Source organism: Frisingicoccus sp., from assembly GCF_048388605.1.
Classification (GTDB): Bacteria; Bacillota; Clostridia; order Lachnospirales; family Lachnospiraceae; genus Frisingicoccus.
In genome coordinates, this window is record NZ_DBGCTU010000029.1 from 50,185 (window position 1) to 74,108 (window position 23,924).

The window sequence follows — 23,924 nt, forward strand, 5'->3', positions numbered from 1 at the left end:
GAACAATATGGGACTTTTTATTTCGGACGACCAAGAATATGACGAAAATATCCGTCAAACAGGATTTCGCCGTTATAAGCAGCTTTTATCCCTTCATTTTGGAAGCTGGTTGAAAATCAACCTGCTGACTATTGTTGGTTTCATACCTCTGGCTTTAGGTATTATTTACGCCCTGCTTTCCTCAAGCGTTCTGATCTTGCTGCCCTGCTCGATTCTCGGCGGAGCAATCTCCGGTCCCTTTCTGGCAGGTTTATATGATTCCATTCTCCGAGGACTCAGAGACGACCCGCAAAATGTTTGGAAAAATTACCGGCGCTCCTGGAAACAGAATTGGAAAGAAAGCCTAGTGCCCGGCGCGCTGACAGGGCTGATGATCGGATTATTTGCCTTTATGGGTATGCTGTTTTGGTGGGCTGAAACGTCACCCAGCCCCGGAACCATATTGCTGTATCTTTTTTCCTTCCTTCTTTTTCTGGTGATCAGTATGCTTTACTGGCCCCAACTGACACTCTTTGAGCAATCGACGTTTATCCGATTAAAAAACTGTATGTTGTTTGTCATTACATATTTTTGGAGAGTAATAGCAGCCGCTCTTTTACAGCTTGCCTATTGGGCAATTTATATTCTCTTTGCCCCTTGGACCGTGCTTCTCCTGCCTTTCCTCGGGATTTGGTATATTGCCTTTCTCTCTCAATTTCTCATCTATAAACAGATGAATGAAGCATTTCATATCGAAGAGCAATTTCAGGAATTATAAACTATTTAAATAAAGGGAGCCAGCTCATCAGAGCTGGCTCCCTCGCAATCCTATTTTATTCACAACCCATTTTTTCCCAATAAAAATCCAGAAATCCCTCAATCGGAACAGGTTTGCTGGCATAATACCCCTGATAGCAATATCCGCCGAGAGAGGCGATCAATTCATACTGTTCCTGCGTCTCAATACCTTCGACACATGTGGATAAACCGGCTTTCCTGGAAAGCTGCAAAATGCCCTCCACCAGATATCGATAATTATCATTAGTAAATATCTCCGAAAGGAAGAAACGGTCCACTTTTATCTCACTGACAGGAAGCTGAAGCAGCAATGTCAGAGAGGAAGTACCGGTTCCAAAATCATCGACAGCAATCATAATGCCATGGGAGCGGAAAAACTTTAATTCATCCGATAAAAACTCAAAATTCATGTGGCGGCAGCGCTCCGTCAGCTCCAGGCACAGATTTTCCGGCGGACAGCCTGTATCAGCCAGAATATTCAAAACATCCTCCCGGAATCCTCTGTGTTCCAGCTGAGTACCCGCAATATTAACATTCAGGATAAACGCCGGATCAGCCTGACGAAGAGGCCTGGTCTCCTCAATCGCCTGGCGAAGGATCCAATTTCCAACCTGGATAAACGCCGGATCACTCTCCAGCCATGGGATAAAACTATCCGGAGGCACAACACCGTACGGTTCCTGCTTCCAGCGCAGCAACGCTTCCGCACCGATAACCTTTCCTGTTGAAAAAGAAACTATCGGTTGATAACACAGGAAAAAGTTTCTGCATCCTTCCATAGCGCTGCGATGAATATCCGTATGCAGCTGAATATTCTTGACATTGACAGCCTGCGGAATATCTTCATTAAATACCAGTTCGCTGCGATAGTTTTCCAGAGACTGCTCCATCGCATAGATCAGACTGCTGCGCACTATATAATCATTATAGGAATGTTGATTGTCTAACATCACCGCACCGCCGTAAATCCGCAGAGGAATCCGCAAATTATTGATTTGGATGCAGTTTTCTGCGCCAAGGCGGATCCGGCGGAAAATTTCCCGGGCTTCATCACAGCTGACATTATACATATAAAAGGCAAACTTTGCACCCTCCAACCGGAATACCCGCCCCTTGTTTCCGACAAGTTCCTGGAGTTCCATTCCGAAAAGCCGCAGCACCTGGTCTCCTCCCTGATGGCCATACATGGCATTGACATGGCGGAAATGTTCGATTCCCAATTTGATCACACAGGCGGCTGACCTTTCTTCGATCAGGCGCTGAATACTCTTTGTAAATTCCGAATTCGTATGCAGATTGGTAACAGGGTCCACATCATCTACAATGCCGTGATTGATGATCGTCCCCGCAAACAGATCGGGATCGACGCCATTTCCCTTCAATACCACTCCCCGGCATGTACAGACAACATATTCTCCCAAATGATTCCGAACCCGATATTCCAGCTCATGAACCATACTGCGCCCTGAGAAAACAGCCTCGATATCATCATGGTACATTTTCCGGTCCTGCGGATGTATATAAGACTCCCATATTGTTCCTGCATTAAACATGTACTCACCCGGCAGATTAAAATACTTCACCGCATTCGGAGACCATCTGGATACTCTTGTATCCATGTTGCACAGATATATGTAACTGCGCTCAGAAGTGGCTGAAAACGCGGTAAACATCCGGCTTGTCAATCCGCTGGTGTCCAGCATTGGCATATCAGACTTCTGCTTTTCTCCTATCTTGTACGCATCAAGTGATGTATTCTCCCGAATCGCCGGATGCGGAATAGGACCGTATTTGATTTTGTTGCGCCCTTTATTACGGTACATGTTAGATTCTGCTGCCTGTACAGTATCCTGAATATCTGTCCCGGAAAGCTCATGCCGGGCATACCCAAGAGAAATATACGGAAAATGCGGATCCGTCCCCCGGTATTCTTCCATAGCGGCAAAAAAGCGTTCATTCAATACAGTTATCGACTGATCGGCTGAATCCAGAATAACGCAGAATTTATCGCCTCCGACCCGATAGCATTTGCCATGCTGACCATAAATATCCCGGATAATATCTCCAATAGCCCGTAAACATTGATCGCCATAGGATCGGCCATACTGTTCATTCACGGATCTGAAAAAATCCACATCAAAAAACTGGATCGTAACGGGCTCCCTCAATCGGGATAACCGGTTATTATAGCTGGAACGATTGAGCAGCATAGTCATTTCATCCACCCGCTGCACCATATCATTATAAAAAATGTAAAGCAGCGTTACAACGATAGCTACCGTAAGCCAGGCCGACTTTACACTCTTATCAAGCTGATTCGCAGCGACGCCGCCCAGCAAAAAGGCCAGCAGCATAACAAGAATAATCTTGTTTTTGTTCTGATATTGGCGGCTAATCTGATAGCCGCTCCACAGTACATAAACAGAGCCTCCCAGATAAGTCACCAGATAAATCCAATAAAAAGGGCCATGGCAAAAAACGCCATTACTGTCCACATAAAATATGAAGCCTGCAAAAGCGGACAAAACTTCCAATACGGTATGGAGAGTCAGGATATAATAAACCCATTTATTTTTTCGTGAAGTATCCACAGAATAATTTAATATCTGCGCACATATAAAAGGAACAACCGGAGTCATCGAAAGTTCCAGCACCTTCGTCCAAATATGAAGCTGCCGGTATCTTCCATTAAAAAGAACCGTCATACTGCCCGACCATTCTGCAATGATGGACAGAATAATACAGAAAAAGAGTAGTAGAAACAACTTGCGCTTATGTTGCGAGAGCAAATCATTAGTATTTGCCATAATCACAAGGAGTATCATTAAAAAAACGACTTCCAAAACAATAACACTATAGAAAGTCAGCATAAGGACGCCCCCTTCGATATTTTTATGTTCTACTAAAAGTATAGAACTTATTTTAAAAAAATGCAATAGCGTCACTTCGCATCTGAATTTTTTCTATAATCCGCTCATCGCACATGAAACCCCGTTTCATGCGGATCCACCGGCATTTCTTTTCGATCAATCCAGGAAATCAAAATATAGGGACTCTGATTAATGATCTTCAGCATTTGATTCAACTGTTCGGCCGTCCCCTGGGCCTCCAACTCCACACTTCCATCCCACATATTTTTTACCCATCCGGTCACCCCAAGACCGCTGGCCGCATAACGGGCGCGATAACGAAAACCAACGCCCTGAACCTGCCCTGTAATTTTCATGTGTTGACGTACAATTGTTTTTTCTATCATATCGCTCTCCCCCACCATATTTCTATTTCAAATATAATTATAACACATAATTTGAAAAAATTTCGTCAAAAATGTTAGACATAATAATGTATTTAGAATAAATTTTCAGATATTTAATTTTTGTATGTTGTTTTTTTCTGTCAAATCATTTATAATATAGTTATGACAATTTTTTGTCAATATGTATTGAGGAGGTATGCATATGGAACTAAAGAAACTGATCTATACTGTTGAGGACGGCGTGGCTGTTGTCACAATGAATTACATGAAAAACCTGAATGCCATTGATGAACAGATGGCTGACGAATTGATGTATGTCGTTGACACAGCCGAAAAGGACCCGAATGTCAGGGTACTGGTCCTCAAAGGCTCCGGCAGGGCCTTTTCAGCCGGGGGTGATATCGGGTATTTCTATGAATTAATTCAGGCTGGCGGCGATGTGAATATGGACGGACTGATCGCCAAAGTCGGAATTGTGGCTGATGGATTAAAGAAAATGAGCAAAATGGTCATTACTTCCGTTTGCGGTGCCGCAGCAGGCGCCGGCGTAAGTCTTGCCCTCGGCGGAGATTTTATGATCTGTGCCGATAACGCCAAATTTATTCTCGCATTTGTCAACATCGGACTTGTGCCGGATACAGGGGCAACCTATCTGCTCTCGAAAGCAATCGGCGTATCCCGCACAATGGAGCTGGCAGCGACGGGGCGTCCTTTAAGCGCCGATGAGGCCAAATCACTCGGACTGGCCTACAAGGTTACGACGCCGGATGAACTGGATGAAGTAACCATGAAATTTGCCAGAAAACTGGCTGCCGGTCCATTGCTGTCTTACAAAAATATTAAGAAACAGATCTATGATGCAAATTATGCCGACTATAAAAAATGGCTTGATGAAACTGAAATTCCAACGCAGCGTGAATGTGCCGCATCCATGGATTTTCAGGAAGGCTGCAAAGCATTTATTGAAAAACGCAAAGCTGTTTTTGAAGGCAAATAACAAAATATTTTATGAAAGGTGGGAACTAAATTGCTGTCAAAAGTAGTAACAATGGATAAAATTCTTGATAAATTCCATGATGAACAAACAATTATGTTCGGCGACTGGCACGGCGAATTTGCCGCGGACGACATCATCGACAGGCTTGTTCAAAAAGACATTAAAGGTATCAACGCCATTGCTGTTTCCGCTGGTATGCCGGATCAGGGTGTCGGCAAACTTATCAAAGCAAAAATGGTAAAAAGTCTTATTACGACTCATATCGCTTATAACCCAATCGCCCGCGATCAAATGTTTGCAGGAGAACTCGAGGTCGAGTTCAGCCCTCAGGGCACATTCTCCGAACGCATTCGCTGCGGCGGCTTCGGTCTCGGCGGCTGTCTCACGCCAACCGGCATAGGTACAGATGTGGAAAAGGGCAAACAGAAACTGACGATCAACGGCAAAGAATATCTCCTTGAGCTGCCTCTGCACGCAGATATTGCGCTCATTAAGGCAACCAAGGCTGATACGGCCGGAAATCTTTCCTTCCGCATGAATTCCCGGGCTATCTGCAGCAATATGGCATTTGCGGCGGACCTTGTCATCGCCGAAGTTGAGGAATTAGTCGGACTCGGCGAGCTTGGCCCTGAAGAAATTCAGGTCCCGGCGCCTGTGGTCGATATGATTTATGTGCGAACCGGTGAAACCCGTCATATATGCCCGATGTGGCAGCGTTTAAAAGCAAAAGCAGAAGGAGGCGAAAAGTAATGGCAGAACTGAATGGACGTGCACTTATTGCATCCCGCTGTGCAAAATTCTTTAAAGACGGCGATTTTGTAAATCTTGGAATCGGCGTTCCTCTGATGTGTGTCAACTATCTCCCGGATGGCGTGGACCTTTGGCTGGAAGCTGAAATCGGCACTGTCGGCAGCGGCCCGTCGCCTCAATGGAGCGATGCGGACATTGATATCATCGATGCGGGCGGAATGCCTGCCTCCGTCATTAAAGGCGGCAGCGTTTATGAACATCCAACCGGATTTGGTCTGATCCGCGGCGGGCATATCGATGTGGCTGTTCTCGGTACACTCCAGGTAGACCAGGAAGGCAATATCGCCAACTGGACAATTCCGGGCAAACTTGTTCCGGGCATGGGAGGTGCGATGGACCTTTGTGCCGGCGTAAAGAAAATCATTGTGGCAACGGATCATTGCGAAAAAAATGGGGATTCTAAAATTCTAAAGAAATGTACACTCCCTCTGACAGGAAGCAAATGTGTTACTGATATTGTCACCGAGAGATGCTACTTTGAAGTCACCTCAGAAGGGCTTGTTTTAAGAGAACTTGCTCCGGGATACACCGTCGAGGACATTCTCGCCTGCACGGAAGCAGATGTGATTGTCCCTGATGAAATCGGCATTATGGAATAAACTTAAACCGGGCTGCTGAAAACGCTTGCTTCAGCAGCCCTTTCTATATCGAATTTAAAAAAACATCACAAGTAACTTAAATAAAATCAATGTCACTACAAATCCCAGACCGCCGGATATGAGAACCTTCAATATATTCTGATATGGACGTTTGGCCTCTTCCTGCCTTTTGGATATTTCGTCCAGCCGTTCTCCATTGGTGAACGCCAGTATTTCCTTATATGTCTGAATATCATTTCTCTTCTTATACCCTTCGACCTTAAAGGCAAATATGAACGTTACAGAAAAAAGAACAAATACTACGATCAATCCTTTCATATCCAGAAAATACACCAGCGGCGCCGCGCTGAGAACGGTTCCGATCAAAAGCACTCCAAAAATATTCGCATAAAAATTAAATTCCCTGACCTCTTTTTCGTTTACCTTTTCTCTCATCATCTCTAAATCTCCTTTTATTAAAGTATCAAGAGATACATCGAATAAAGAACTCAACAACAACAGGCTGTGAATATCCGGATAGCTCTTGCCCGTCTCCCAATTGGAAATCGTCTGCCTGGTGACATACACCCGTTCTGCCAAATCCTCCTGGGATAAATTCATCATCGTACGATATTTTTTTATTTGTTTGTTCAATTCCATTATGTCTTACCTCCTGACCTGCTTCCAGCATAGGCCATGATCTTATGTTTCGTCTATCAAAAGGGCTTAACATCGGCCAAAAACACTGTGTCAAAAGAATTTGACATGGCATTTTCACCGCTTATATGCCATAATCTGAAGCTTCCACATTCAAAACAAAGTAATTTCGATTGACAGTCAACATACCTTCCTTCTGCATTTTACTCAGCTCATTAGACATGGCGCTTCGGTCCACACTGAGATAGTCCGCCAGCTGCTGCCGGTTAAAGGGAATGGTAAACTGCAGACTTCCCTGACGGGTAGCCTGATAGGACAGATAAGATAAAAGCCGTCCCCGAATGGATTTCGATGTTGTGTGAAAAATACGCCGTGAAAGATTCAAATTTTTCTGGGCCGATATAGTCAGCAGATTTTGTATCAGCCGGTTATGAAAATGACACTGCTCCGAACAGGTTTGAAGCCCCCGACTCATATTTAAAAAAAGGACCTCCGCCGCCTCTGAAGCCACCACGCTCACCATCATCGGCTCTCCCGGAACACAGGCATAGGTTTCGGCAAACACCTGCCCCGGGCCGATATTATCCAGAATACTTTTGTTTCCCCATATATCATCATTTTCGATATTGGCGCTGCCCGCCAGAATAAGTCCCATTGACTGCGCCGCATTGCCGGCCCGAAGAATAATGTCTCCTTTTGAAAAATGCTGCTGCTTTGCCTGAAGGCAATCCAGCATACACTCAATATCCTTCTCGCTCATTCCGCGGAATAAAACCGTTTTCGATAAAAAATTATAATTCAATTTTTTCTCCTTTCGTTGTTAAAACAACATACTTGTTGTCATCATTGTATTATACTGTTCCCATGAAGTCAATAAACATTGAAAAACCAAAGGAGGAATCCCTATGATCCGTAGAATTATAAACATTGATGAAGAAAAATGTAATGGCTGCGGCCTTTGTGCCCGTGCCTGCCATGAAGGCGCTATCGGAATGGTCAACGGCAAAGCAAAGCTGTTAAGAGACGACTATTGCGACGGCCTGGGCGACTGCCTTCCAACCTGTCCAACCGGCGCTATCACCTTTGTAGAACGGGAAGCTGCTGCTTATGATGAAGCCGCCGTTATGGAAAATAAAAAGAAAAATCAGAAAAATGCGGATAAACCGCTGGCCTGCGGCTGTCCCGGAAGCCAGTCCCGCCAGATCCGAAGAGAAGATTCCGCCGCATCACCTCAGATGCCGTTATCAGGGTCTGCCCGGAACATTGATTCACAGCTCCGCCAGTGGCCGGTTCAGATCAAACTGGCACCGGTGAACGCGCCATACTTCAACGGGGCCCACCTGCTTGTCGCAGCCGATTGCACTGCTTATGCCTACGGCAATTTCCATCAGGACTTTATCCGCGGAAAAATCACCTTAATCGGCTGTCCGAAATTGGATGAAGGCGACTACAGTGAAAAATTAACAGAAATTATTAGAAATAATGAAATCAAAAGTCTCACCATCGTGCGGATGGAAGTACCTTGCTGCGGAGGCATCGAACGGGCCGCCGTCACCGCTTTGCAAAACAGCGGCAAATTCATTCCATGGCAGGTAGTCACCATCTCCACCGATGGGCGTATTCTTGAGAGATAAAAAAGCAACGAAAAGCACATGTTACTGTCAAGTAATCGTTGGCACTTTTTTTCACACAAATTTTCCTAACGCTGTCAGGCAGAATAGACAGGAAATGATTCAATTACCATTAGATGTATATCGTATCGATATGAAATATATTGATAAAAAAATGGAAATAGAGTGCAAAAAGTTTATTGCAAAGAAAAAAGCTGATATCCGGATATTATGTCCGAATATCAGCTTTTTGCCTGTTAAAAACCATGTAATAATGGCTATTTTAATTCATATTTGTAGTCGCCCGTAGCAGGGTCATAAATCAAACGGCTGTGCGCTCCTTCCAAAACAACCGGTTCCGGAGCAGCTCCCGGCACTTTCGCTTCATCCATAGCTTCCGATACGGCCTCTGAAACTGCCGAGGTCTCCGCGATCTCAGGCGCTGCCACCCGGACTGTCGGCTCATCCACTTCTTCCGGCTCTGCCTCTGAAACTGCCGCTGCCGCGATCTCAGGCGCTGCCGCGATCTCAGGCGCTGCCACCCGGACTGTCGGTTCGTCCACTTCTTCCGGCTCTGCCTCTGTGACTGCCGCCGCTGCCGCTATCTCAGGCGCTGCCACCCGGACTGTCGGTTCGTCCACCACTTCCGGTGCTGCCTTCGAAACTGTCTCCGGCACTGGCGCTTCCTCTTTTGCTTCATCTTCCACTTTTGATGCAATAACTGCGGAAGCGGACGCTGCTGCCGCTGCCTTCTTCAATGTCTGACTTTCATTAGCAGAAACCCGGGCATAAACCTTTGACATATCCGGCTCGTCATCATCATCCCATTGACCGGCTGCCGCCTGACGGTCCGAAATCAGTTTGGACGCCACAACAACACCGATGATGATCGCCACCGCAGCAATAATGATCAATATCCAGCGAATCGGGAACCCCGATGATGTGCCATCAGACATCAAAGGTGTTTTTAAAGCTTCGCTCTCTTTGCTTTCGGTTTCTTTTTTACTTTCCGTTTCTCTGTCTTCAGTTTTTTCCGTCTCTTTTGTTTCTTTTTCGCCGTTCACCCTGTTGGTGTTTACATTTGTGCTGTTTCCGGCAATCGGAGCCGCCGGAACGCCATAATATATAGATTCGCTGCCCGCAGACATATAAGTATTGTTTCCGGCAGATGAACTTCCCGCACCGCTGCCTCCGCTATTTTGCTGCGGTCTCTGCGCATAGCTTACTGTCAGGGTTACCTGGGTATAATTACCCGCATTATCCCGCACAAATACTGTATAATCGCCCGCTGACGTCACTGCATGGGTTGCTTCGCCGGTCCAGCTGACACCGCCGTCCCAGGAATAAGGCTGAGCATGCAGCCCCGAACTGTTATCCGAAGCGCTGGCTGACAGCAGGACACTGCCGCCCTCACCCTCATACAGCACACCGCCGTCCGCAATATTGACGCGAACTGACGGCTGTGATTTATCAATATTATCAACCGTAATATTCTGTTTTGTTACATTTTCAAGCGCATCCCGAACAGCAAAATCTATCGTTGTATTATCCTCAACAGTGATAAAATTATCCTTTGTCCAGGTTTTGCCGCCGTCAAAGGAATAAGCGCCCTCCGGATGAAGCCCGGAGCCCTTTGCTCTTTCGGCCACTTTGGCCGCGTTTTCTTCAGCTGCCGTCTGATAATCCTCACAGTCCACTGTAATTTTTACAGGGCCGCTGGTCCATCCGGATATATCCTTTGTGATATTGACAATTTCCGGTCCCAGGATATCTATATTCTGCACATCTACCTGAATATCTTCCGCCTTTAACCCGCTGTCCTCCGGCAATTGCAATTTCACCGTATAAGTGCCATTTTCCTTGACTGTATACACACCATCGCCGGTGCTCTTTGCTCCCTGCCATAAAAATGAAAATTCCGGAAGGGTCTTTCCGCTGTCCGGCACCGCTGAAGCCGTCAAAACAACTTCCTTCGTCCATTCCTCGGTGTTCTTTTCACATTGAAATACTCCTGCCTGCTGTTGTTTTATATCCCTAATCGGCTGACTATACTCCGTTTCTCCCGCACCATAAGCTACCGCCGGTACAGCCAGCACCATCATCAAAGCTGCCGCCGCAATCTTCTTAAACGCTGCCATTTTTGATTATGCCTCCTGATTATCTGTATTCCTCTACGTTCTTATATAATAACACCAGAAGTATGAACTAATCAAGAGAAAAATGTCATTTTTTTGTAACATTTTTTAATTTTTATGAAATATAGTTAATTATTACTTAAAATTCATTTTTTAAACTGCGGGTAAAAAGAGATTCCAATGCCTCAGACGGCTCACGCCTCTCATAGAGGACCTCATAAACCGTATGGCAGATTGGAAGTTCCACATCATATTCCTTTTCCAGTTTCATCAATGCTTTGACCGTATAATACCCCTCAGCCAGATCATCGCTCTGCTTTCCCTGGACAAAGAGTTCCCCAAAACGCCGGTTATGGCTGAACTCAGAAAAGACGGTGGCCTCATAATCTCCAAGATGACACAGGCCATAAGCCGACAGCTCATTGCCTCCCATCGCCTTAATTAATCGCGCCACTTCCCGTGTGCCCCGGGACATTAAGGCCCCCTTCAGAGTAGACAAATGAAAACCGTCCAACATTCCCGCCGCAATACCGATCACATTTTTGGCAGCGCCGCCGATTTCATTTCCGATCAAATCCTGCCCATAATAAAATCGAATCAGCGGACTGGAAAAGGATTTTACAAGCTCCGCCTTAACCGCCGCATTTTTACTGTCAATCACCATACAATTCGGAATCCCATTGGTAAATTCCTGAACATGTCCCGGCCCCAGCCAAACCGCCACCGAATTTGACTTGTCCAGATTTTCTTCGGCAATCTGGGACAAACGCCGGCCGGTTTCAATCTCAATACCCTTCATGCAGAGAACGATTTTTTTCTCTCTCAAATTCAAAGCCTTCAATTCATCCATTAATTTCTGAAGCCCCTGGGAATTCACAGATATAACGATCACTTCCGCTCCGGCCGCAATGGATAAATCCGTTGACAATCCCACGGATTCCGGCAATGTGAGCAGATTATTTTTTCTCTCTTTTAAGAAGCGCTGCATATGGGCGGAGGTTTTTCTTCCATACAAAAATACCTGATGTCCGATAGAATCCAGATACCAGGTAATAAACGAGCCCCAACGCCCGCAGCCAATCACTGTAATCTTCATCTCTTCGTCTCCTCTATACAATGATATATGATATGATAAAAGCGTGGCGATTCACACCACGCTTTATATTTTACATGTTTTCCAATAATTTGTCTACACTGACAAGTTTCACACAAAGAATAAACAAATCCACCGCCAGGCTCAATTCCTCAATCGACGGATAGGTTGGGGCAATACGGATGTTGCTGTCCTTCGGATCCTTTCCATACGGATAGGTCGCCCCGGCGCTGGTCATTATAACGCCTGCCTCCTTTGCCTTTGCGACAATAGCCTTCGCACAGCCTTCCATGGAATCAAAGCTGATAAAATAGCCGCCGATCGGACGAAGCCATTCGCCGATCTCCAGTCCGCCCAGTTCCTTATCCAGCTTATCCAGAACAAGTTCAAATTTTGGACGAATGATCGCCGCATGTTTCATCATATGCTCATGCATTCCATCGATATTCTTAAAGAAGCGCACGTGGCGAAGCTGATTCAGCTTATCATGGCCGATCGTCTGAATTGTCAGCTGTTTCTTAATATCTTCCAGATTGGCCTGAGACGCGCCGAGAGCCGCCACGCCGGAACCCGGGAAGCTGACCTTTGATGTGGATACAAACTTATATGCCAGATCCGGATTACCCGCTTTACGGCATTCATCGAGAATCTCAAGAATGGTATCCTGCTTATCCGGGTATAAATGGTGAATACAGTAAGCATTATCCCAGTAAAGACGGAAATCCTTTGCCGCCGGTTTTAAATGGGCAAAACGGTGGATCGTCTCATCGGAATAACTGATCCCCTGCGGATTGGAATATTTCGGCACACACCAAATACCCTTAATCGCCTCATCCTCAGAAACCAGCTTCTCCACAATGTCCATATCCGGTCCTTCCGGAGTCATCGGAACATTGATCATCTCAATGCCAAAATATTCGGTAATGGCAAAATGCCGGTCATATCCAGGCACAGGACAAAGGAATTTGACTTTGTCAAGCTTACACCATGGTGTATTTCCCATAACACCGTGAGTCATCGAACGAGCTACTGTATCATACATAACATTCAGACTTGAATTTCCATAAACAATAATATCTTCGGCACGACACTCCATCATTGATGCCATTAATTCCTTTGCCTCCGGCAAACCATCCAGATTACCATAATTCCGGCAATCCAAGCCATCCGCTGCGGTTAAATCTGCTCTGCTGTGAAATACGTCCATCATACCCATGGATAAGTCCATCTGCTCTGAAGACGGTTTACCTCTGGACATGTCCAATTTTAATCCCCGGGCTTTAAATTCATCATAAGCCTTTTCCAAATCGGATTTTAATGCTAAAAGTTCATCCTTACTCATCTGACTGTAAGCTTTCATGTGTCATTTCCTCCCTGTCACTTTTTCAATGTTAAATTATACACCAAAGTTTATTCAGTGACAAGAATTCTCTGCCACTTTATTAAATTACAGCATTTTACCCAATTTTCCGTCTGGGGAGGACAGATGTCCGTCAATTTCACAATGCGCCTTTTTCATATATTTTTTTAAATCTCATGAGAGCTTCCTTTAAGACACTCCTCGGACAGGCGATATTAAGTCTCTGGAAGCCTTCGCCTTCTTTTCCAAACATGCTGCCGCCATCCAACCAGAGTTTTGCCTGATTTAAAACCTTTTCATTTAACTCCCTGTCTGAATAGCCAAGGTCCCGGCAGTCCAGCCAGACTAAATAGGTCCCCTCCGGCTCCACCAGATGGATGCCCGGCAATTCTTCCCTGACAAAACAGCGCACCAAATCCAGATTTTCGGACAAATAAGCTTTCAAGGCCTCCAGCCACGGCCGACCAAAACGGTAGGCCGCCTGAGCCGCACAAATTCCCATCATATTCGGACTGCCGTAGCCGGTCCTGCCCAAAGCTTTAACAAAAGAATTCCTGATTTCAGGATTGGAAATAAAAATATTGGAAATCTGAAGTCCGGCCAGATTGAAGGTTTTGCTCGGCGCTGTGCATATCACCGAATGATCCGCAAAATTCTCCCCCAAAGAGGCGTAAATATGATGGTCATGCCCGGCATAAGTAAAATCACAGTGGATTTCATCAGAAACAACAATCACACCATGGGACTGACATATTTCGCCCATGCGCATTAATTCCTCCCGATTCCATACCCGTCCTACCGGATTATGCGGACTGCATAATATAAATAATTTTACCTTATTTTCCTGAATTTTATTTTCAAAGTCATCAAAATCAATGACATATTTTCCATCTTTATTGCAGAGAGAATTCCGGACAACTTTTCGGCCATTCCTCTCAATCGACGCGGCAAACGGATAATAAACCGGCGTCTGAATCAGCACGGCATCTCCCGGCTCAGTTAATCCCCGGATCGCTGTAGCCACAGCAAAAACCACCCCGGGAACTTTTACCATCCATTGCTTCTCCGGCCGCCAGCCGAACCCTTCATCAAACCAGTCTGCCACCGCCTCATAATAATCTTCCTTTGTATCCGTATAACCGTAAATTCCATGCTCGGCCGCCCGTATCAAAGCAGCCCTCACTTCTTTCGGAGATTCAAAATCCATATCGGCCACCCAAAGAGACAGGACATCCTCCGGCTTATGAAATTCACTCATAAAATCATATTTCAGGCAGTTTGTATTTTTTCGATCAACAACCTTATCAAAATCAAAACTCATATTCTATTCCTCCCAGAATTTGAATTTTAAAAAGGGGATATCCCCATCTTTCGATTTCGGATATCCCCCACTGCTCAGTTTTTAATTACTGAATAGCATGTACCGGGCATACTTCTTTACAATGACCACAGTTTGTACATTTATCGTAGTCGATCGTTGCGTTGAAGTTTGTTACGGTGATAGCGCCAGCTTCACATTCTTTCTGACACTTCATACAACCGATACAGCCAACTTTACATGTTTTTCTTGTCTCAGCACCTTTGTCCTTATTGACACAACGAACATGCTGTGTAAATTTCAAAGGCTCAATAATGATGATATGCTTCGGACAAGCTTTTGCACAAAGCCCACAACCTACACAAAGATCTGGGTTTACAGTAGCAAGACCGTTGCAGATCGTAATTGCATTTTCCGGGCAGACAGCGGCACAATCGCCGTGGCCGAGACAGCCATACTGACATGCACTGTCACCGCTCCACATAAGGCTTACAGCCTGACATGTATCGATACCTTCATACTCAATCTTCTGATTAACAGCATCGCATGTACCTGCACACTGGATAATAGCAACTTTTTTCTCCATAGAACCTGCGGAAACACCTAAAATTTCTGCACATTCTGCGGCAACATCCGGACCGCCAGGGGAGCAGAGACCAACTTCGGCGGTACCTGCCGCCAAAGCAGCTGCATAACCGGAACAGCCGGCAAAACCACAGGCACCACAGTTAGCGCCTGGCAAAACGCCTACGATCGCTTCTTCTTTTTCATTTACCGGTACGGCAAACACGATAGAAGCTACGGAAAGAATCAGACCTGCAATAAGGCCGATTACTACAACAACAATTATTCCCATGAGTAAATCCTCCTTAATTGAACAAGCCGTCTACTAATCCCTGGAATCCAAGGAAAGAACAAGCAACAATAGATGCAGCTACTAATACAATTGGAAGTCCCTGAAGGAATTTTGGAACATCACTGGTTTCCATACGGCCACGAACGCCTGCGAAGATAGCCATAGCAAGCATGAAACCAAAACCAGCACCAACAGTATTTACGATAGACTCAACGAAGTTATAACCTTCATCGATATTTAATACAGTAACACCAAGTACGGCACAGTTTGTTGTGATCAGAGGAAGATAAATACCAAGTGCTGAATACAACGCCGGAACATATTTCTTTAAGAAAATTTCTACAAACTGTACTAATGCAGCGATAATCAAAATAAATACGATTGTCTGCAAATATCCTAAACCGTTAGGATCAAGAATGAATGTCTGAATCGGCCATGTAACACATGTAGCCAGAGTCATAACGAAGATAACGGCCACACTCATACCAACGGCTGTATCCAGTTTCTTGGATACACCAAGGAATGGACAAATACCTAAGAATTTGGACAATACGAAGTTGTTCGTAAGAATAGCTGCCAAAAAGATTGAAACTAAACCTGTAACTGACATTATTCACATCCTCCTTTCTCAGCCTGACCGCAACCGGCTGCTGCAGGACAACCCGCACAACCAAGTTTTGCCGGTTCTTTGCCCTTCTTCTCTGCGATCTTGTTTGCACAAGCCATCAGCATACCGAATACAAAGAAACCACCCGGAGCCAGAATTAAAATCAACATCGGGTCAACAGCCTTCGGGATAATCTGCATGCCAAACCATGTTCCGGCACCGATGATCTCACGGATGCTGCCCATGATCGTAAGGGCGATCGTAAAACCAAGGCCCATACCCACACCATCAAGGATAGACGGAAGCACCGGATTTTTACCGGCAAAGCTTTCTGCTCTACCAAGGATGATACAGTTAACTACGATCAGAGGAAGGAAAATACCTAACGCACTGTCCAAGGCCGGCACGAAAGCTTTTACAAGCATCTGCAGGATGGATACGAATGCGGCAATAATTGTGATATAAACCGGAATATGAATCTTATCCGGAATAATGTTTCTTAACAAAGAAATAAGAGCGTTGGAACAGATCAGTACAGCCGTCGCTGCGAGGCCCATACCTACACCGTTGAAAGCCATTGTTGTAACGGCCAATGTAGGACAAGTACCGATAACCAGACGTAATACAGGGTTTTCTTTAACAAAGCCGGCTGTAAAAACCTCCCATAAACTTTTCTGTTTTTTAGCCATTAGTTTGCACCTCCTGTAATCTGCTGATAAGCTTCAATTGCATAATTTACAGAGTTTGTAACAGCTCTGGAAGTAATTGTTGCACCAGAAATTGCGTCAATCTGATTGTCAGCAGTTTTACCAGTTTTTGTTACTTCAAAGACACCGCCTTCAGGAATAGCCATTACATACTGGGCTGTGAAGGATGGATCAGACTGAGCCTTCATACCAAGACCAGGTGTTTCATTACAATCTACAACTTTAACGCCTGTGATCTCGCCATCAGCGGAAATACCTGTCATAACACCGACAGCACCGCCGTAGCCTTTATAGGATGTATTGAAAACATATCCGGCGCCATTCGCTGCCGCATAATATTCAATATCTCCGGCCGAAATAGTGATTGTTTCAGTGGAGAAGCTGTCTGCTTCAGGAAGCACTTCCATCTTGGCTTCATCCGCTGTTTTCTGATTTAAAACTGCAATCTTTTCTGCTGTCAGGCTGTTCGTACCTACAACGGCTGCCGTAAACACAAGACAAACGCCAACTAATACAGAGGTAGGCCCAATAATATCTTTAGGATTCATGTTCATTATTTGGAAGCCTCCTTTCCAGCACCAAATGTCTTCGGTGTTGTAAGATTTTCGATATGCGGTGTCAGAATGTTCATCAGCAGGATGGAGAAGGAAACACCTTCCGGAAGAGAACCGAACTGACGAATCATCACTGTGATGATACCACATCCGATAGCGTAAATAACTTTACCTTTATTTGTGATAGGACTTGTGACATAATCTGTTGCCATGAAGATCGCACCGAGGAAAAGACCACCGGAAAGAATCTGCATAACAGGATCCTGACCTAAAACTGCGGAGAATACAAATACTGTTGCAATATAGCAAACCGGAATTGTAGGGCTGATAACTTTTTTAGCTACCAGATAGATTCCGCCGATCAATAAAGCAAGAATACATGTCTCACCGAGACATCCTGCTCTTTCACCAAGGAACATCTGCATATATGTAGGAAGTTCTGCTGTATTGCCTGCTGTGATCATTGCCAGCGGTGTTGCTGTGGAAGTCGCATCAACAGCGCCTCTCCATGCAAACGGAGCAATCCAGGTTGTCATACGTAATGCGAAAGATGTCATTAAAATAATACGGGCTGTGATCGCCGGGTTTGCAAAGTTGTGGCCGAGACCGCCAAACATCTGCTTAACCATAACGATAGCAACAACACCGCCGATAGCTGCGATCCAGAATGGAAGCGTAGCCGGGAAGTTGAATGCTAAAAGCATACCTGTAACAACAGCACTAAGGTCACCAACCGTCTGCTCACGTTTCATAACCTTACGTGAAATGTACTCGGAAATCACACAGGCTGCTACTGTAACAACAACGAGCGCCAGTGCTCTAGGTCCGAAATAGTAAACTGATGCAATTAAAGCAGGAACCATTGCGATAATAACATCAAGCATGATATTTCTGGTCTTCACCGTGCTGGAAAGATGCGGCGATGAAGAAACGATTAATTTACCATCCATTGTTTATTACACCTACTTTCTAATTGCTTGCATTTCTGACAAGGCTTTTGCCTAATCGAATCGACTGTACAAGTTTACGGTTTGCCGGACATACAAAGCCGCAGCATCCACATTCCATACAGTTCATAATATTGAGTTTCTGTAATTCATCTGTATTTCCGATATGCGTATAGGACTCCAGCTTTGTAGGCATGAGGTTCATCGGACAGGCATTTACACAGCGTCCGCAGCGGATACATGCTGTCGGCTCTGCCATTTCTGCATCCTGCTTATCGAAAATCAAAAGACCGTTATTCTGTTTCAGGATCGGGAAGTCATCAGACATCATGGCCTGTCCCATCATAGGACCACCGGAGATGATCTTGGATGGAGTACCCTTATATCCGCCGCAGAATTCAACGATATCCTTAATCGATGTACCGATCGGAACGCGTACGTTCTTAGGCTCATTAATTGCGGAACCGTCAACAGTCAGACGTTTTGTTGTCAACGGCATACCCGTTTCAACATAATTTGCAAGCACTGCGATAGATGTAACGTTCATAACAACGCAGCCAACATCTGAAGGCAGTTTTCCCGGAGGCACCTGCCGGCCTGTACACTGGTCAATCAAAACTTTTTCAGCACCCTGCGGGTAACGGGACGGCAATGTTTCAACCTTGAAATTGATACCGTCAATCTTAACCTGCGCAAGAAGATCTGTCATAAGCTTGATTGCTTCCGGCTTATTGTCCTCGATACCGATCACAGCATTTTTTACATCCAATAATTTTGCAACCATCTTCATACCTTCAACAACGTGGTCCGCATCTTCAAGGATTTCACGAACGTCCGGGGTAAGATATGGCTCACATTCAGCAGCGTTGATCAGCAGATAATCGATTGCCGCTTTAACTTCCGGTTTCGGACTGATCTTAATGTGGGTTGGGAAACCAGCGCCACCAAGACCAACCAGGCCGGAATCATGAGCAGCCTTGATTAAATCTTCATCGCTGTTGATCACCGGTGGTTTGATAGCCGGGTCAACAGTCTGCTGTCCATCACTTTCGATGATCACAGCCTGAGCTTTTGAACCATTCTGCATTAAAATTGAATCAATTTTTTTAACCTTTCCTGACACACTGGAATGAATAGGTGCGGAGAAAGGTGCAGTGCTGTCACCAACAATGGTACCAACAAACACTTCGTCGCCGACTTTAACCGTAGGCGTACAAGGCGCACCGATATGCTGCTGCATAACCAGGGTGACCTGTGCAGGAACTGGCATGTCCACAGTCGCACAATCTTTTGTGTTCTTTCTGTGAGGCACGGCTGCTCCAGGGCTTTTTACAATTCCTAACTTACAAAGAAGTCCATTTGAATTTTTAGCCATTTGAATCCTCCTCTTTAAATTTAAACCTCGGGGCAAGCCCCTACGTTTAATGATTTAATATATAATATACTAAATAGTCCTGAATCTCCATCTATTCTAACTACTTAGGTATATCCCCTTCTGCGTCTCCATAGGGCACCAGCCGATAGCCTTCCGCTTCGCCCTCAAAAGACAATAAATCAAGAATACTCTCCTTATTATAATATACATTTCGCTGATTATCAACAAATATTGACAACACACCATATTTATCCATCAACCGCATACCTTCATCTAAACCAAGAATAAATCCGGCCGTCGATAAAGCGTCACAAAGGACACTGTCCTCATCAATAACCGTCACCGACATCAGTCCGCTGTCCGCCGGATATCCCGTCCGGGCGTCCAAAATATGGTGATAGCGCACGCCGTCTTCCTCAAAATACTTCTCGTAATCGCCGGAAGTTGAAATGGATGTATCTGTCAGCGTCAAAATGCCAATCCGGTCATCCTGTTCCCCCCGCGGATCCCGCAGAGCGACCCGGAAAGAACTGCCGTCCGGCTTTGTGCCAAAAGTCAAAATAGAACTTCCCGCGGAAATGATCCCGCCGGACATTCCATCTCTGTCAATAGCTTCGGCGGCCTCGGCGATGGCATATCCCTTGCCAATGGCCCCGAGTTCAAACAAAATATGTATATTTTCCGTCTTCAACGTTCCATCCGACAGCGTCACCGCCTGATAGTCCACATTTTTTAAGGCTTCCTCTATCTCTGTTTCCGAAGGATGCCTCTGGTTTTCACCGCCGATATCCCAAAGGCCTGACACCGAAAGCACTGTCGGATCAAATGCCCCGCCGCTGTCCGCCGCGATTTCAAGGGCCTTGCGAAAAACCTCTTCTCTCTCCCCTACGGAAACTTCATGCTGCTGATTGAACGTATCAACCATGGAATTCTCTTTTCTCCATGAAATATCCGAATCCACTTCATCCAGGCACCGGCGAATCTTCTCCAGATTATCTTCCAGTTGATTCCCATCTCTTCCATATAAAGTAGACGTTATGGCTGTTCCCATAGAAAATGCCGTATCCTGGGCTTCTGCCGCTGATTCTGTTAAAGCTTTGTCACATGAAACAAAAGCCATCACCCCTGACATTATGCATAACGCAAGAATGATCGTCTTTATTATCTTGCCTGAATGTATACTAATCACCTCGATACTACACTCCATTCTGTTCTATTTTACACTGTTATCAACTGTTTTTCAAGCAACAACCCCAGTTTTTTTGAGAAGTCTTTTTTTGTATTAAAAAAAATACATCTATTTTTATTCGCCTTCGTTTTTCCATTGACATTCTTATAATCTGGGTTGTAGAATAGCCTTTAAGCACTTAATATTTTAACAGGAGGAATTTATTATGAAAAAATCTTCATTTTTCTTGAAACTGACACTTTGCACAGCACTGGTTCTTTCAATGCTGGGCGGCTGCGGAAACAATTCGAAAACAGAAAGCACAACAGCCGCTGCCGAATCTTCGGAAACCGCAGCTGAATCTTCAAATGAAACCGTTTCCAACGCGGAAAATGCGGATGGTTCCTATACGATCGGCATTTCCCAGTTAGCCGAACACGGTTCTCTGGACAACTGCCGTGAGGGCTTTCTTGAGGGGCTGGCCGAAGAAGGCTTTGTCGAAGGTGAAAATCTGACGATCGATTATCAAAATGCTCAGGGCGATCCGGCCAATGCCAGCGTTATCGCTCAGAATTTTGTTTCTAAAAAATATAACCTCGTATGCGCTATCGCAACTCCAAGCGCCATGGCCTGCTACAATGCCGCCCAGGGCACAGACATCCCTACTATCTTTACCGCTGTGTCTGACCCGGTAGCGGCTGAACTGGTAGAGTCTCTGGAAGCTCCGGGTTCCAACTGCACAGGGACAAGCGATGCTCTTCCTGTGGAAGACCAGTTAAAAATGATCCGTGCCATGATGCCGGAAGCTAAAACCATCGGTATCATGTATACGACAAGTGAGGTAAATTCTCTCAGCACACTGGAAACTTACAAGAAATTGGCTCCGAAATATGATTTTGAGATCATCGAATCCGGCGTTTCCTCTTCATCCGACATTCCGATCGCTCTGGACGCCCTCGTCACAAAGGTGGACTGCATTTCCAATATGACGGACAATAATATCGTCAACAATCTGGATACGGTTCTCGCAAAAGCCAATGAAGCAGGTATTCCTGTATTCGGCTCCGAAGTGGAACAGGTCGTCAACGGCTGTGCCGCCTCTATGGGCCTTGATTATGTCGAGCTTGGCCGTCAGACAGGTAAAATGGCTGCCGCCGTCTTAAAAGGTGAAGATGCCTCTTCAATTCCTGTTGAAGTTATAAGCAGCGGTTCCCTTTACGTTAACAGCGATGTGATGAGCCAGTTTAATCTTACGATTCCGGATGAATATAAAGACGCTTACACTGAAGCAGAATAAGTAACACCAGGAGGAACGGATACGTGGACATTATTATTTCAATTATCCGCGGCATATTAGAACAGGGGCTTATTTATGGCATCATGGCTCTCGGAATTTATATCACCTACTGTATTCTGAATTTTCCGGATTTATCGGTAGATGGTACTTTTCCCCTTGGAGCCGCCGTCACAGCGCTTCTTCTAAGCCTCGGCTTTAATCCATGGCTTGCTTTGATTGTCGCCTTTGCCTGCGGCGCTGCCGCCGGTTTTATTACAGGCATTTTCCATGTCAAGCTGCAGATTACGGATCTTCTGTCCGGTATTTTAACAAGTACGGGGCTGTATTCCGTAAACCTGATGATTGTCGGAGGAACTGCGCTGCTCTCGATCACAAAGGCAAATACCATATTCAACAGCGGTCCGGCCGCACTTTTTCCGGAATCCATTTCCAGATATGTAACTCTGGTTATCATTTTCATTCTGGCAATGATTCTGAAATTTTTGCTGGACTGGTATTTAAAGACCCGCTCCGGAATGCTTCTGCGCGCCACCGGCGATAATGAAATCATGGTCACATCTCTGGCAAAAGATTCAGGCAGGGTAAAAATCGTCGGTTTAATGATCGCCAACGGTTTAGTGGCCACCGCAGGTTCCGTCCTCTGTCAGCAGCAGCGCTACTTTGAAATTTCCATGGGAACAGGTATGCTTGTCATGGGTATTGCCTCCGTCATTATCGGTATGGCCCTTTTTGGCAAGGTTTCTTTTATCAGGCCGACACTGGTCGTTATTCTCGGCGCCATTGTCTACAAAGCCTGCCTTTCCCTGGCGATCAATTTTGGGATCAATCCAAATAACCTGAAACTTTTGATGACGATCATTTTCCTTATAGCCCTCGTCTCCAGACGGGCGTTCGACGCGAAAGGGGGTTCCAGGTCATGATTGAATTAAGTCACATATATAAAACTTTTGAGCCCGGCACAGTCAACGAATCTGTCCTTTTTACAGATTTCAACCTTTCGATTCACGATGATGATTTTATCTCTGTCATCGGAAGCAACGGTTCAGGGAAGACAACGATGCTGAATCTTTTATGCGGAAGTCTTGTCCCGGACAAAGGACAGATCATCAAGGATGGCCAGGATATCACAAAAATGAAAGAATACCGGCGTTCTGAGTTTATTTCCCGGGTATATCAGGATCCTTCCAAGGGCTCCTGCCCTTCTTTCAGTATCCTTGAAAATATTGCCCTGGCTGATACAAAGGGAAAGTCCTTTAATCTTCACCTTGGTATAAAAAAAGACCGGATAGACTATTATCGTACCCTGCTGGAAACGCTGAAGCTCGGCCTTGAAAACCGCCTTGATGATAAAGTCGGTTCCCTTTCCGGCGGGCAGCGTCAGGCTCTGGCCATGCTGACCTCCACTTTAACGCCGACCTCTCTGATGATATTGGATGAACATACGGCGGCTCTCGATCCTAAAACAGCGGATAACATTATGGAGTTGACAGATCATCTTGTCCATGAGAAGAAGCTGACGACCCTGATGGTCACCCATAATCTGAAATTTGCCCTTCAGTACGGCAACCGCCTCATTATGATGCACCAGGGAAAAGCCATTATTGATGTGGCCGGAGAAGAAAAAAAGAATCTGCCGCTGTCGGAGATTCTCAACAAATTTAATGAAATCAGTTTAGAATACGGAAATTCTTTATAAAATCGAAAAGGGGGCTGTCGGTTAATAGACAGTTCTAAACAGGGAGGTATGTGCCTCGTCCGAGTCACATACCTCCCTGAAATTTTTCTATAAAAAGAGAAAAAGATGGCTAACGACAACCATCTC

Annotated in this window: 23 protein-coding genes; 8 read left to right on the forward strand and 15 right to left on the reverse strand. The window is 45.4% G+C overall.

Annotated features, from left to right (window positions below):
- Positions 1 to 7: 7 nt before the first annotated feature.
- A complete protein-coding gene (locus ACMN7X_RS06910; RefSeq protein ID WP_418746737.1) occupies positions 8 to 757 on the forward strand; it encodes a DUF624 domain-containing protein in 750 nt (249 codons plus the stop codon).
- A 55-nt stretch (positions 758 to 812) separates the two neighbouring features.
- Here ACMN7X_RS06910 and ACMN7X_RS06915 read toward each other — a convergent pair whose 3' ends face one another.
- Positions 813 to 3,647, reverse strand: coding sequence for an EAL domain-containing protein (locus ACMN7X_RS06915; protein WP_418746738.1), 2,835 nt, complete (start codon positions 3,645 to 3,647; stop codon positions 813 to 815).
- Between the two features lie 104 nt (positions 3,648 to 3,751).
- Positions 3,752 to 4,033, reverse strand: coding sequence for an acylphosphatase (locus tag ACMN7X_RS06920; protein ID WP_418746739.1), 282 nt, complete (start codon positions 4,031 to 4,033; stop codon positions 3,752 to 3,754).
- A 202-nt stretch (positions 4,034 to 4,235) separates the two neighbouring features.
- Between ACMN7X_RS06920 and ACMN7X_RS06925 the strand changes: the two genes are divergently transcribed.
- The 3 genes from ACMN7X_RS06925 to ACMN7X_RS06935 are packed head-to-tail and all read left to right on the forward strand — an operon-like array spanning position 4,236 to position 6,439.
- Positions 4,236 to 5,030: an enoyl-CoA hydratase/isomerase family protein gene (locus ACMN7X_RS06925; protein ID WP_418746740.1), complete on the forward strand. Its 795-nt coding sequence runs from the start codon at positions 4,236 to 4,238 to the stop codon at positions 5,028 to 5,030.
- A 30-nt stretch (positions 5,031 to 5,060) separates the two neighbouring features.
- Complete coding sequence (locus ACMN7X_RS06930) at positions 5,061 to 5,780, forward strand: CoA transferase subunit A (protein ID WP_418746741.1); 720 nt, start codon at positions 5,061 to 5,063, stop codon at positions 5,778 to 5,780.
- A complete protein-coding gene (locus tag ACMN7X_RS06935) occupies positions 5,780 to 6,439 on the forward strand; it encodes a 3-oxoacid CoA-transferase subunit B (protein WP_418746742.1) in 660 nt (219 codons plus the stop codon). The genes ACMN7X_RS06930 and ACMN7X_RS06935 overlap by 1 nt, the downstream gene beginning before the upstream one ends.
- Before the next feature lie 54 nt (positions 6,440 to 6,493).
- Here ACMN7X_RS06935 and ACMN7X_RS06940 read toward each other — a convergent pair whose 3' ends face one another.
- Entirely contained in the window at positions 6,494 to 7,078 is a 585-nt protein-coding gene (locus ACMN7X_RS06940) for a helix-turn-helix domain-containing protein (RefSeq protein ID WP_418746743.1), read from the reverse strand.
- Between the two features lie 121 nt (positions 7,079 to 7,199).
- Positions 7,200 to 7,877: a Crp/Fnr family transcriptional regulator gene (locus ACMN7X_RS06945; protein ID WP_418746744.1), complete on the reverse strand. Its 678-nt coding sequence runs from the start codon at positions 7,875 to 7,877 to the stop codon at positions 7,200 to 7,202.
- 103 nt (positions 7,878 to 7,980) lie between these two features.
- Here ACMN7X_RS06945 and ACMN7X_RS06950 point away from each other — a divergent pair, with 103 nt between their 5' ends.
- Positions 7,981 to 8,709, forward strand: a complete 729-nt coding sequence (locus ACMN7X_RS06950; protein WP_418746745.1) for a 4Fe-4S binding protein — start codon at positions 7,981 to 7,983, stop codon at positions 8,707 to 8,709.
- A gap of 254 nt (positions 8,710 to 8,963) precedes the next feature.
- On the opposite strand, the gene ACMN7X_RS06955 is transcribed toward ACMN7X_RS06950, so the two are convergent.
- The 11 genes from ACMN7X_RS06955 to ACMN7X_RS07005 all read right to left on the reverse strand — a co-directional run bounded on the left by ACMN7X_RS06955 (position 8,964) and on the right by ACMN7X_RS07005 (position 20,757).
- On the reverse strand, positions 8,964 to 10,823 hold the full coding sequence (locus ACMN7X_RS06955) for a hypothetical protein (RefSeq protein ID WP_418746746.1): 1,860 nt from the start codon (positions 10,821 to 10,823) through the stop codon (positions 8,964 to 8,966).
- A 136-nt stretch (positions 10,824 to 10,959) separates the two neighbouring features.
- Positions 10,960 to 11,916, reverse strand: coding sequence for an NAD(P)H-dependent glycerol-3-phosphate dehydrogenase (locus ACMN7X_RS06960; protein WP_418746747.1), 957 nt, complete (start codon positions 11,914 to 11,916; stop codon positions 10,960 to 10,962).
- Positions 11,917 to 11,986: 70 nt separating this feature from the next.
- Positions 11,987 to 13,273: an aminotransferase class I/II-fold pyridoxal phosphate-dependent enzyme gene (locus ACMN7X_RS06965; protein WP_418746748.1), complete on the reverse strand. Its 1,287-nt coding sequence runs from the start codon at positions 13,271 to 13,273 to the stop codon at positions 11,987 to 11,989.
- 139 nt (positions 13,274 to 13,412) lie between these two features.
- On the reverse strand, positions 13,413 to 14,594 hold the full coding sequence (locus ACMN7X_RS06970) for a MalY/PatB family protein (RefSeq protein ID WP_418746749.1): 1,182 nt from the start codon (positions 14,592 to 14,594) through the stop codon (positions 13,413 to 13,415).
- An 85-nt stretch (positions 14,595 to 14,679) separates the two neighbouring features.
- Positions 14,680 to 15,447 carry an RnfABCDGE type electron transport complex subunit B gene (locus ACMN7X_RS06975; RefSeq protein WP_418746750.1) on the reverse strand — a complete coding sequence of 256 codons (768 nt, stop codon included), beginning with the start codon at positions 15,445 to 15,447 and terminating at the stop codon, positions 14,680 to 14,682.
- A 13-nt stretch (positions 15,448 to 15,460) separates the two neighbouring features.
- Complete coding sequence (locus ACMN7X_RS06980) at positions 15,461 to 16,057, reverse strand: electron transport complex protein RnfA (protein ID WP_418746751.1); 597 nt, start codon at positions 16,055 to 16,057, stop codon at positions 15,461 to 15,463.
- A complete protein-coding gene (gene rsxE, locus ACMN7X_RS06985) occupies positions 16,057 to 16,743 on the reverse strand; it encodes an electron transport complex subunit RsxE (RefSeq protein WP_418746752.1) in 687 nt (228 codons plus the stop codon). The genes ACMN7X_RS06980 and rsxE overlap by 1 nt, the downstream gene beginning before the upstream one ends.
- Complete coding sequence (locus tag ACMN7X_RS06990) at positions 16,743 to 17,315, reverse strand: RnfABCDGE type electron transport complex subunit G (RefSeq protein ID WP_418746753.1); 573 nt, start codon at positions 17,313 to 17,315, stop codon at positions 16,743 to 16,745. The genes rsxE and ACMN7X_RS06990 overlap by 1 nt, the downstream gene beginning before the upstream one ends.
- Positions 17,315 to 18,265 carry an RnfABCDGE type electron transport complex subunit D gene (locus tag ACMN7X_RS06995; RefSeq protein ID WP_418746754.1) on the reverse strand — a complete coding sequence of 317 codons (951 nt, stop codon included), beginning with the start codon at positions 18,263 to 18,265 and terminating at the stop codon, positions 17,315 to 17,317. Before ACMN7X_RS06995 ends, ACMN7X_RS06990 begins: the two co-directional genes overlap by 1 nt.
- A 19-nt stretch (positions 18,266 to 18,284) precedes the next feature.
- Positions 18,285 to 19,637 carry an electron transport complex subunit RsxC gene (rsxC, locus tag ACMN7X_RS07000; RefSeq protein ID WP_418746755.1) on the reverse strand — a complete coding sequence of 451 codons (1,353 nt, stop codon included), beginning with the start codon at positions 19,635 to 19,637 and terminating at the stop codon, positions 18,285 to 18,287.
- Positions 19,638 to 19,737: 100 nt separating this feature from the next.
- Positions 19,738 to 20,757, reverse strand: a complete 1,020-nt coding sequence (locus tag ACMN7X_RS07005) for an FAD:protein FMN transferase (protein ID WP_418746756.1) — start codon at positions 20,755 to 20,757, stop codon at positions 19,738 to 19,740.
- A gap of 274 nt (positions 20,758 to 21,031) precedes the next feature.
- Here ACMN7X_RS07005 and ACMN7X_RS07010 point away from each other — a divergent pair, with 274 nt between their 5' ends.
- Genes ACMN7X_RS07010 through ACMN7X_RS07020 form a run of 3 tightly spaced genes read left to right on the forward strand, consistent with a single transcriptional unit; the run spans position 21,032 to position 23,798 of the window.
- Entirely contained in the window at positions 21,032 to 22,102 is a 1,071-nt protein-coding gene (locus ACMN7X_RS07010) for an ABC transporter substrate-binding protein (protein WP_418746757.1), read from the forward strand.
- A gap of 32 nt (positions 22,103 to 22,134) precedes the next feature.
- On the forward strand, positions 22,135 to 23,022 hold the full coding sequence (locus tag ACMN7X_RS07015; protein WP_418746760.1) for an ABC transporter permease: 888 nt from the start codon (positions 22,135 to 22,137) through the stop codon (positions 23,020 to 23,022).
- A complete protein-coding gene (locus ACMN7X_RS07020) occupies positions 23,019 to 23,798 on the forward strand; it encodes an ABC transporter ATP-binding protein (protein WP_418746758.1) in 780 nt (259 codons plus the stop codon). The genes ACMN7X_RS07015 and ACMN7X_RS07020 overlap by 4 nt, the downstream gene beginning before the upstream one ends.
- Positions 23,799 to 23,924 lie beyond the last annotated feature (126 nt).

Bases quoted from the DNA above. Each gene is read 5' to 3' on its own strand.
- ACMN7X_RS06910 (WP_418746737.1), top strand. From the start codon at position 8: ATGGGACTTTTTATTTCGGACGACCAAGAATATGACGAAAATATCCGT.
- ACMN7X_RS06915 (WP_418746738.1), bottom strand. From the start codon at position 3,647: ATGCTGACTTTCTATAGTGTTATTGTTTTGGAAGTCGTTTTTTTAATG.
- ACMN7X_RS06920 (WP_418746739.1), bottom strand. From the start codon at position 4,033: ATGATAGAAAAAACAATTGTACGTCAACACATGAAAATTACAGGGCAG.
- ACMN7X_RS06925 (WP_418746740.1), top strand. From the start codon at position 4,236: ATGGAACTAAAGAAACTGATCTATACTGTTGAGGACGGCGTGGCTGTT.
- ACMN7X_RS06935 (WP_418746742.1), top strand. From the start codon at position 5,780: ATGGCAGAACTGAATGGACGTGCACTTATTGCATCCCGCTGTGCAAAA.
- ACMN7X_RS06940 (WP_418746743.1), bottom strand. From the start codon at position 7,078: ATGGAATTGAACAAACAAATAAAAAAATATCGTACGATGATGAATTTA.
- ACMN7X_RS06950 (WP_418746745.1), top strand. From the start codon at position 7,981: ATGATCCGTAGAATTATAAACATTGATGAAGAAAAATGTAATGGCTGC.
- ACMN7X_RS06955 (WP_418746746.1), bottom strand. From the start codon at position 10,823: ATGGCAGCGTTTAAGAAGATTGCGGCGGCAGCTTTGATGATGGTGCTG.
- ACMN7X_RS06960 (WP_418746747.1), bottom strand. From the start codon at position 11,916: ATGAAGATTACAGTGATTGGCTGCGGGCGTTGGGGCTCGTTTATTACC.
- ACMN7X_RS06965 (WP_418746748.1), bottom strand. From the start codon at position 13,273: ATGAAAGCTTACAGTCAGATGAGTAAGGATGAACTTTTAGCATTAAAA.
- ACMN7X_RS06970 (WP_418746749.1), bottom strand. From the start codon at position 14,594: ATGAGTTTTGATTTTGATAAGGTTGTTGATCGAAAAAATACAAACTGC.
- ACMN7X_RS06975 (WP_418746750.1), bottom strand. From the start codon at position 15,447: ATGGGAATAATTGTTGTTGTAGTAATCGGCCTTATTGCAGGTCTGATT.
- ACMN7X_RS06980 (WP_418746751.1), bottom strand. From the start codon at position 16,057: ATGTCAGTTACAGGTTTAGTTTCAATCTTTTTGGCAGCTATTCTTACG.
- rsxE (WP_418746752.1), bottom strand. From the start codon at position 16,743: ATGGCTAAAAAACAGAAAAGTTTATGGGAGGTTTTTACAGCCGGCTTT.
- ACMN7X_RS06990 (WP_418746753.1), bottom strand. From the start codon at position 17,315: ATGAACATGAATCCTAAAGATATTATTGGGCCTACCTCTGTATTAGTT.
- ACMN7X_RS06995 (WP_418746754.1), bottom strand. From the start codon at position 18,265: ATGGATGGTAAATTAATCGTTTCTTCATCGCCGCATCTTTCCAGCACG.
- rsxC (WP_418746755.1), bottom strand. From the start codon at position 19,637: ATGGCTAAAAATTCAAATGGACTTCTTTGTAAGTTAGGAATTGTAAAA.
- ACMN7X_RS07005 (WP_418746756.1), bottom strand. From the start codon at position 20,757: ATGGCTTTTGTTTCATGTGACAAAGCTTTAACAGAATCAGCGGCAGAA.
- ACMN7X_RS07010 (WP_418746757.1), top strand. From the start codon at position 21,032: ATGAAAAAATCTTCATTTTTCTTGAAACTGACACTTTGCACAGCACTG.
- ACMN7X_RS07020 (WP_418746758.1), top strand. From the start codon at position 23,019: ATGATTGAATTAAGTCACATATATAAAACTTTTGAGCCCGGCACAGTC.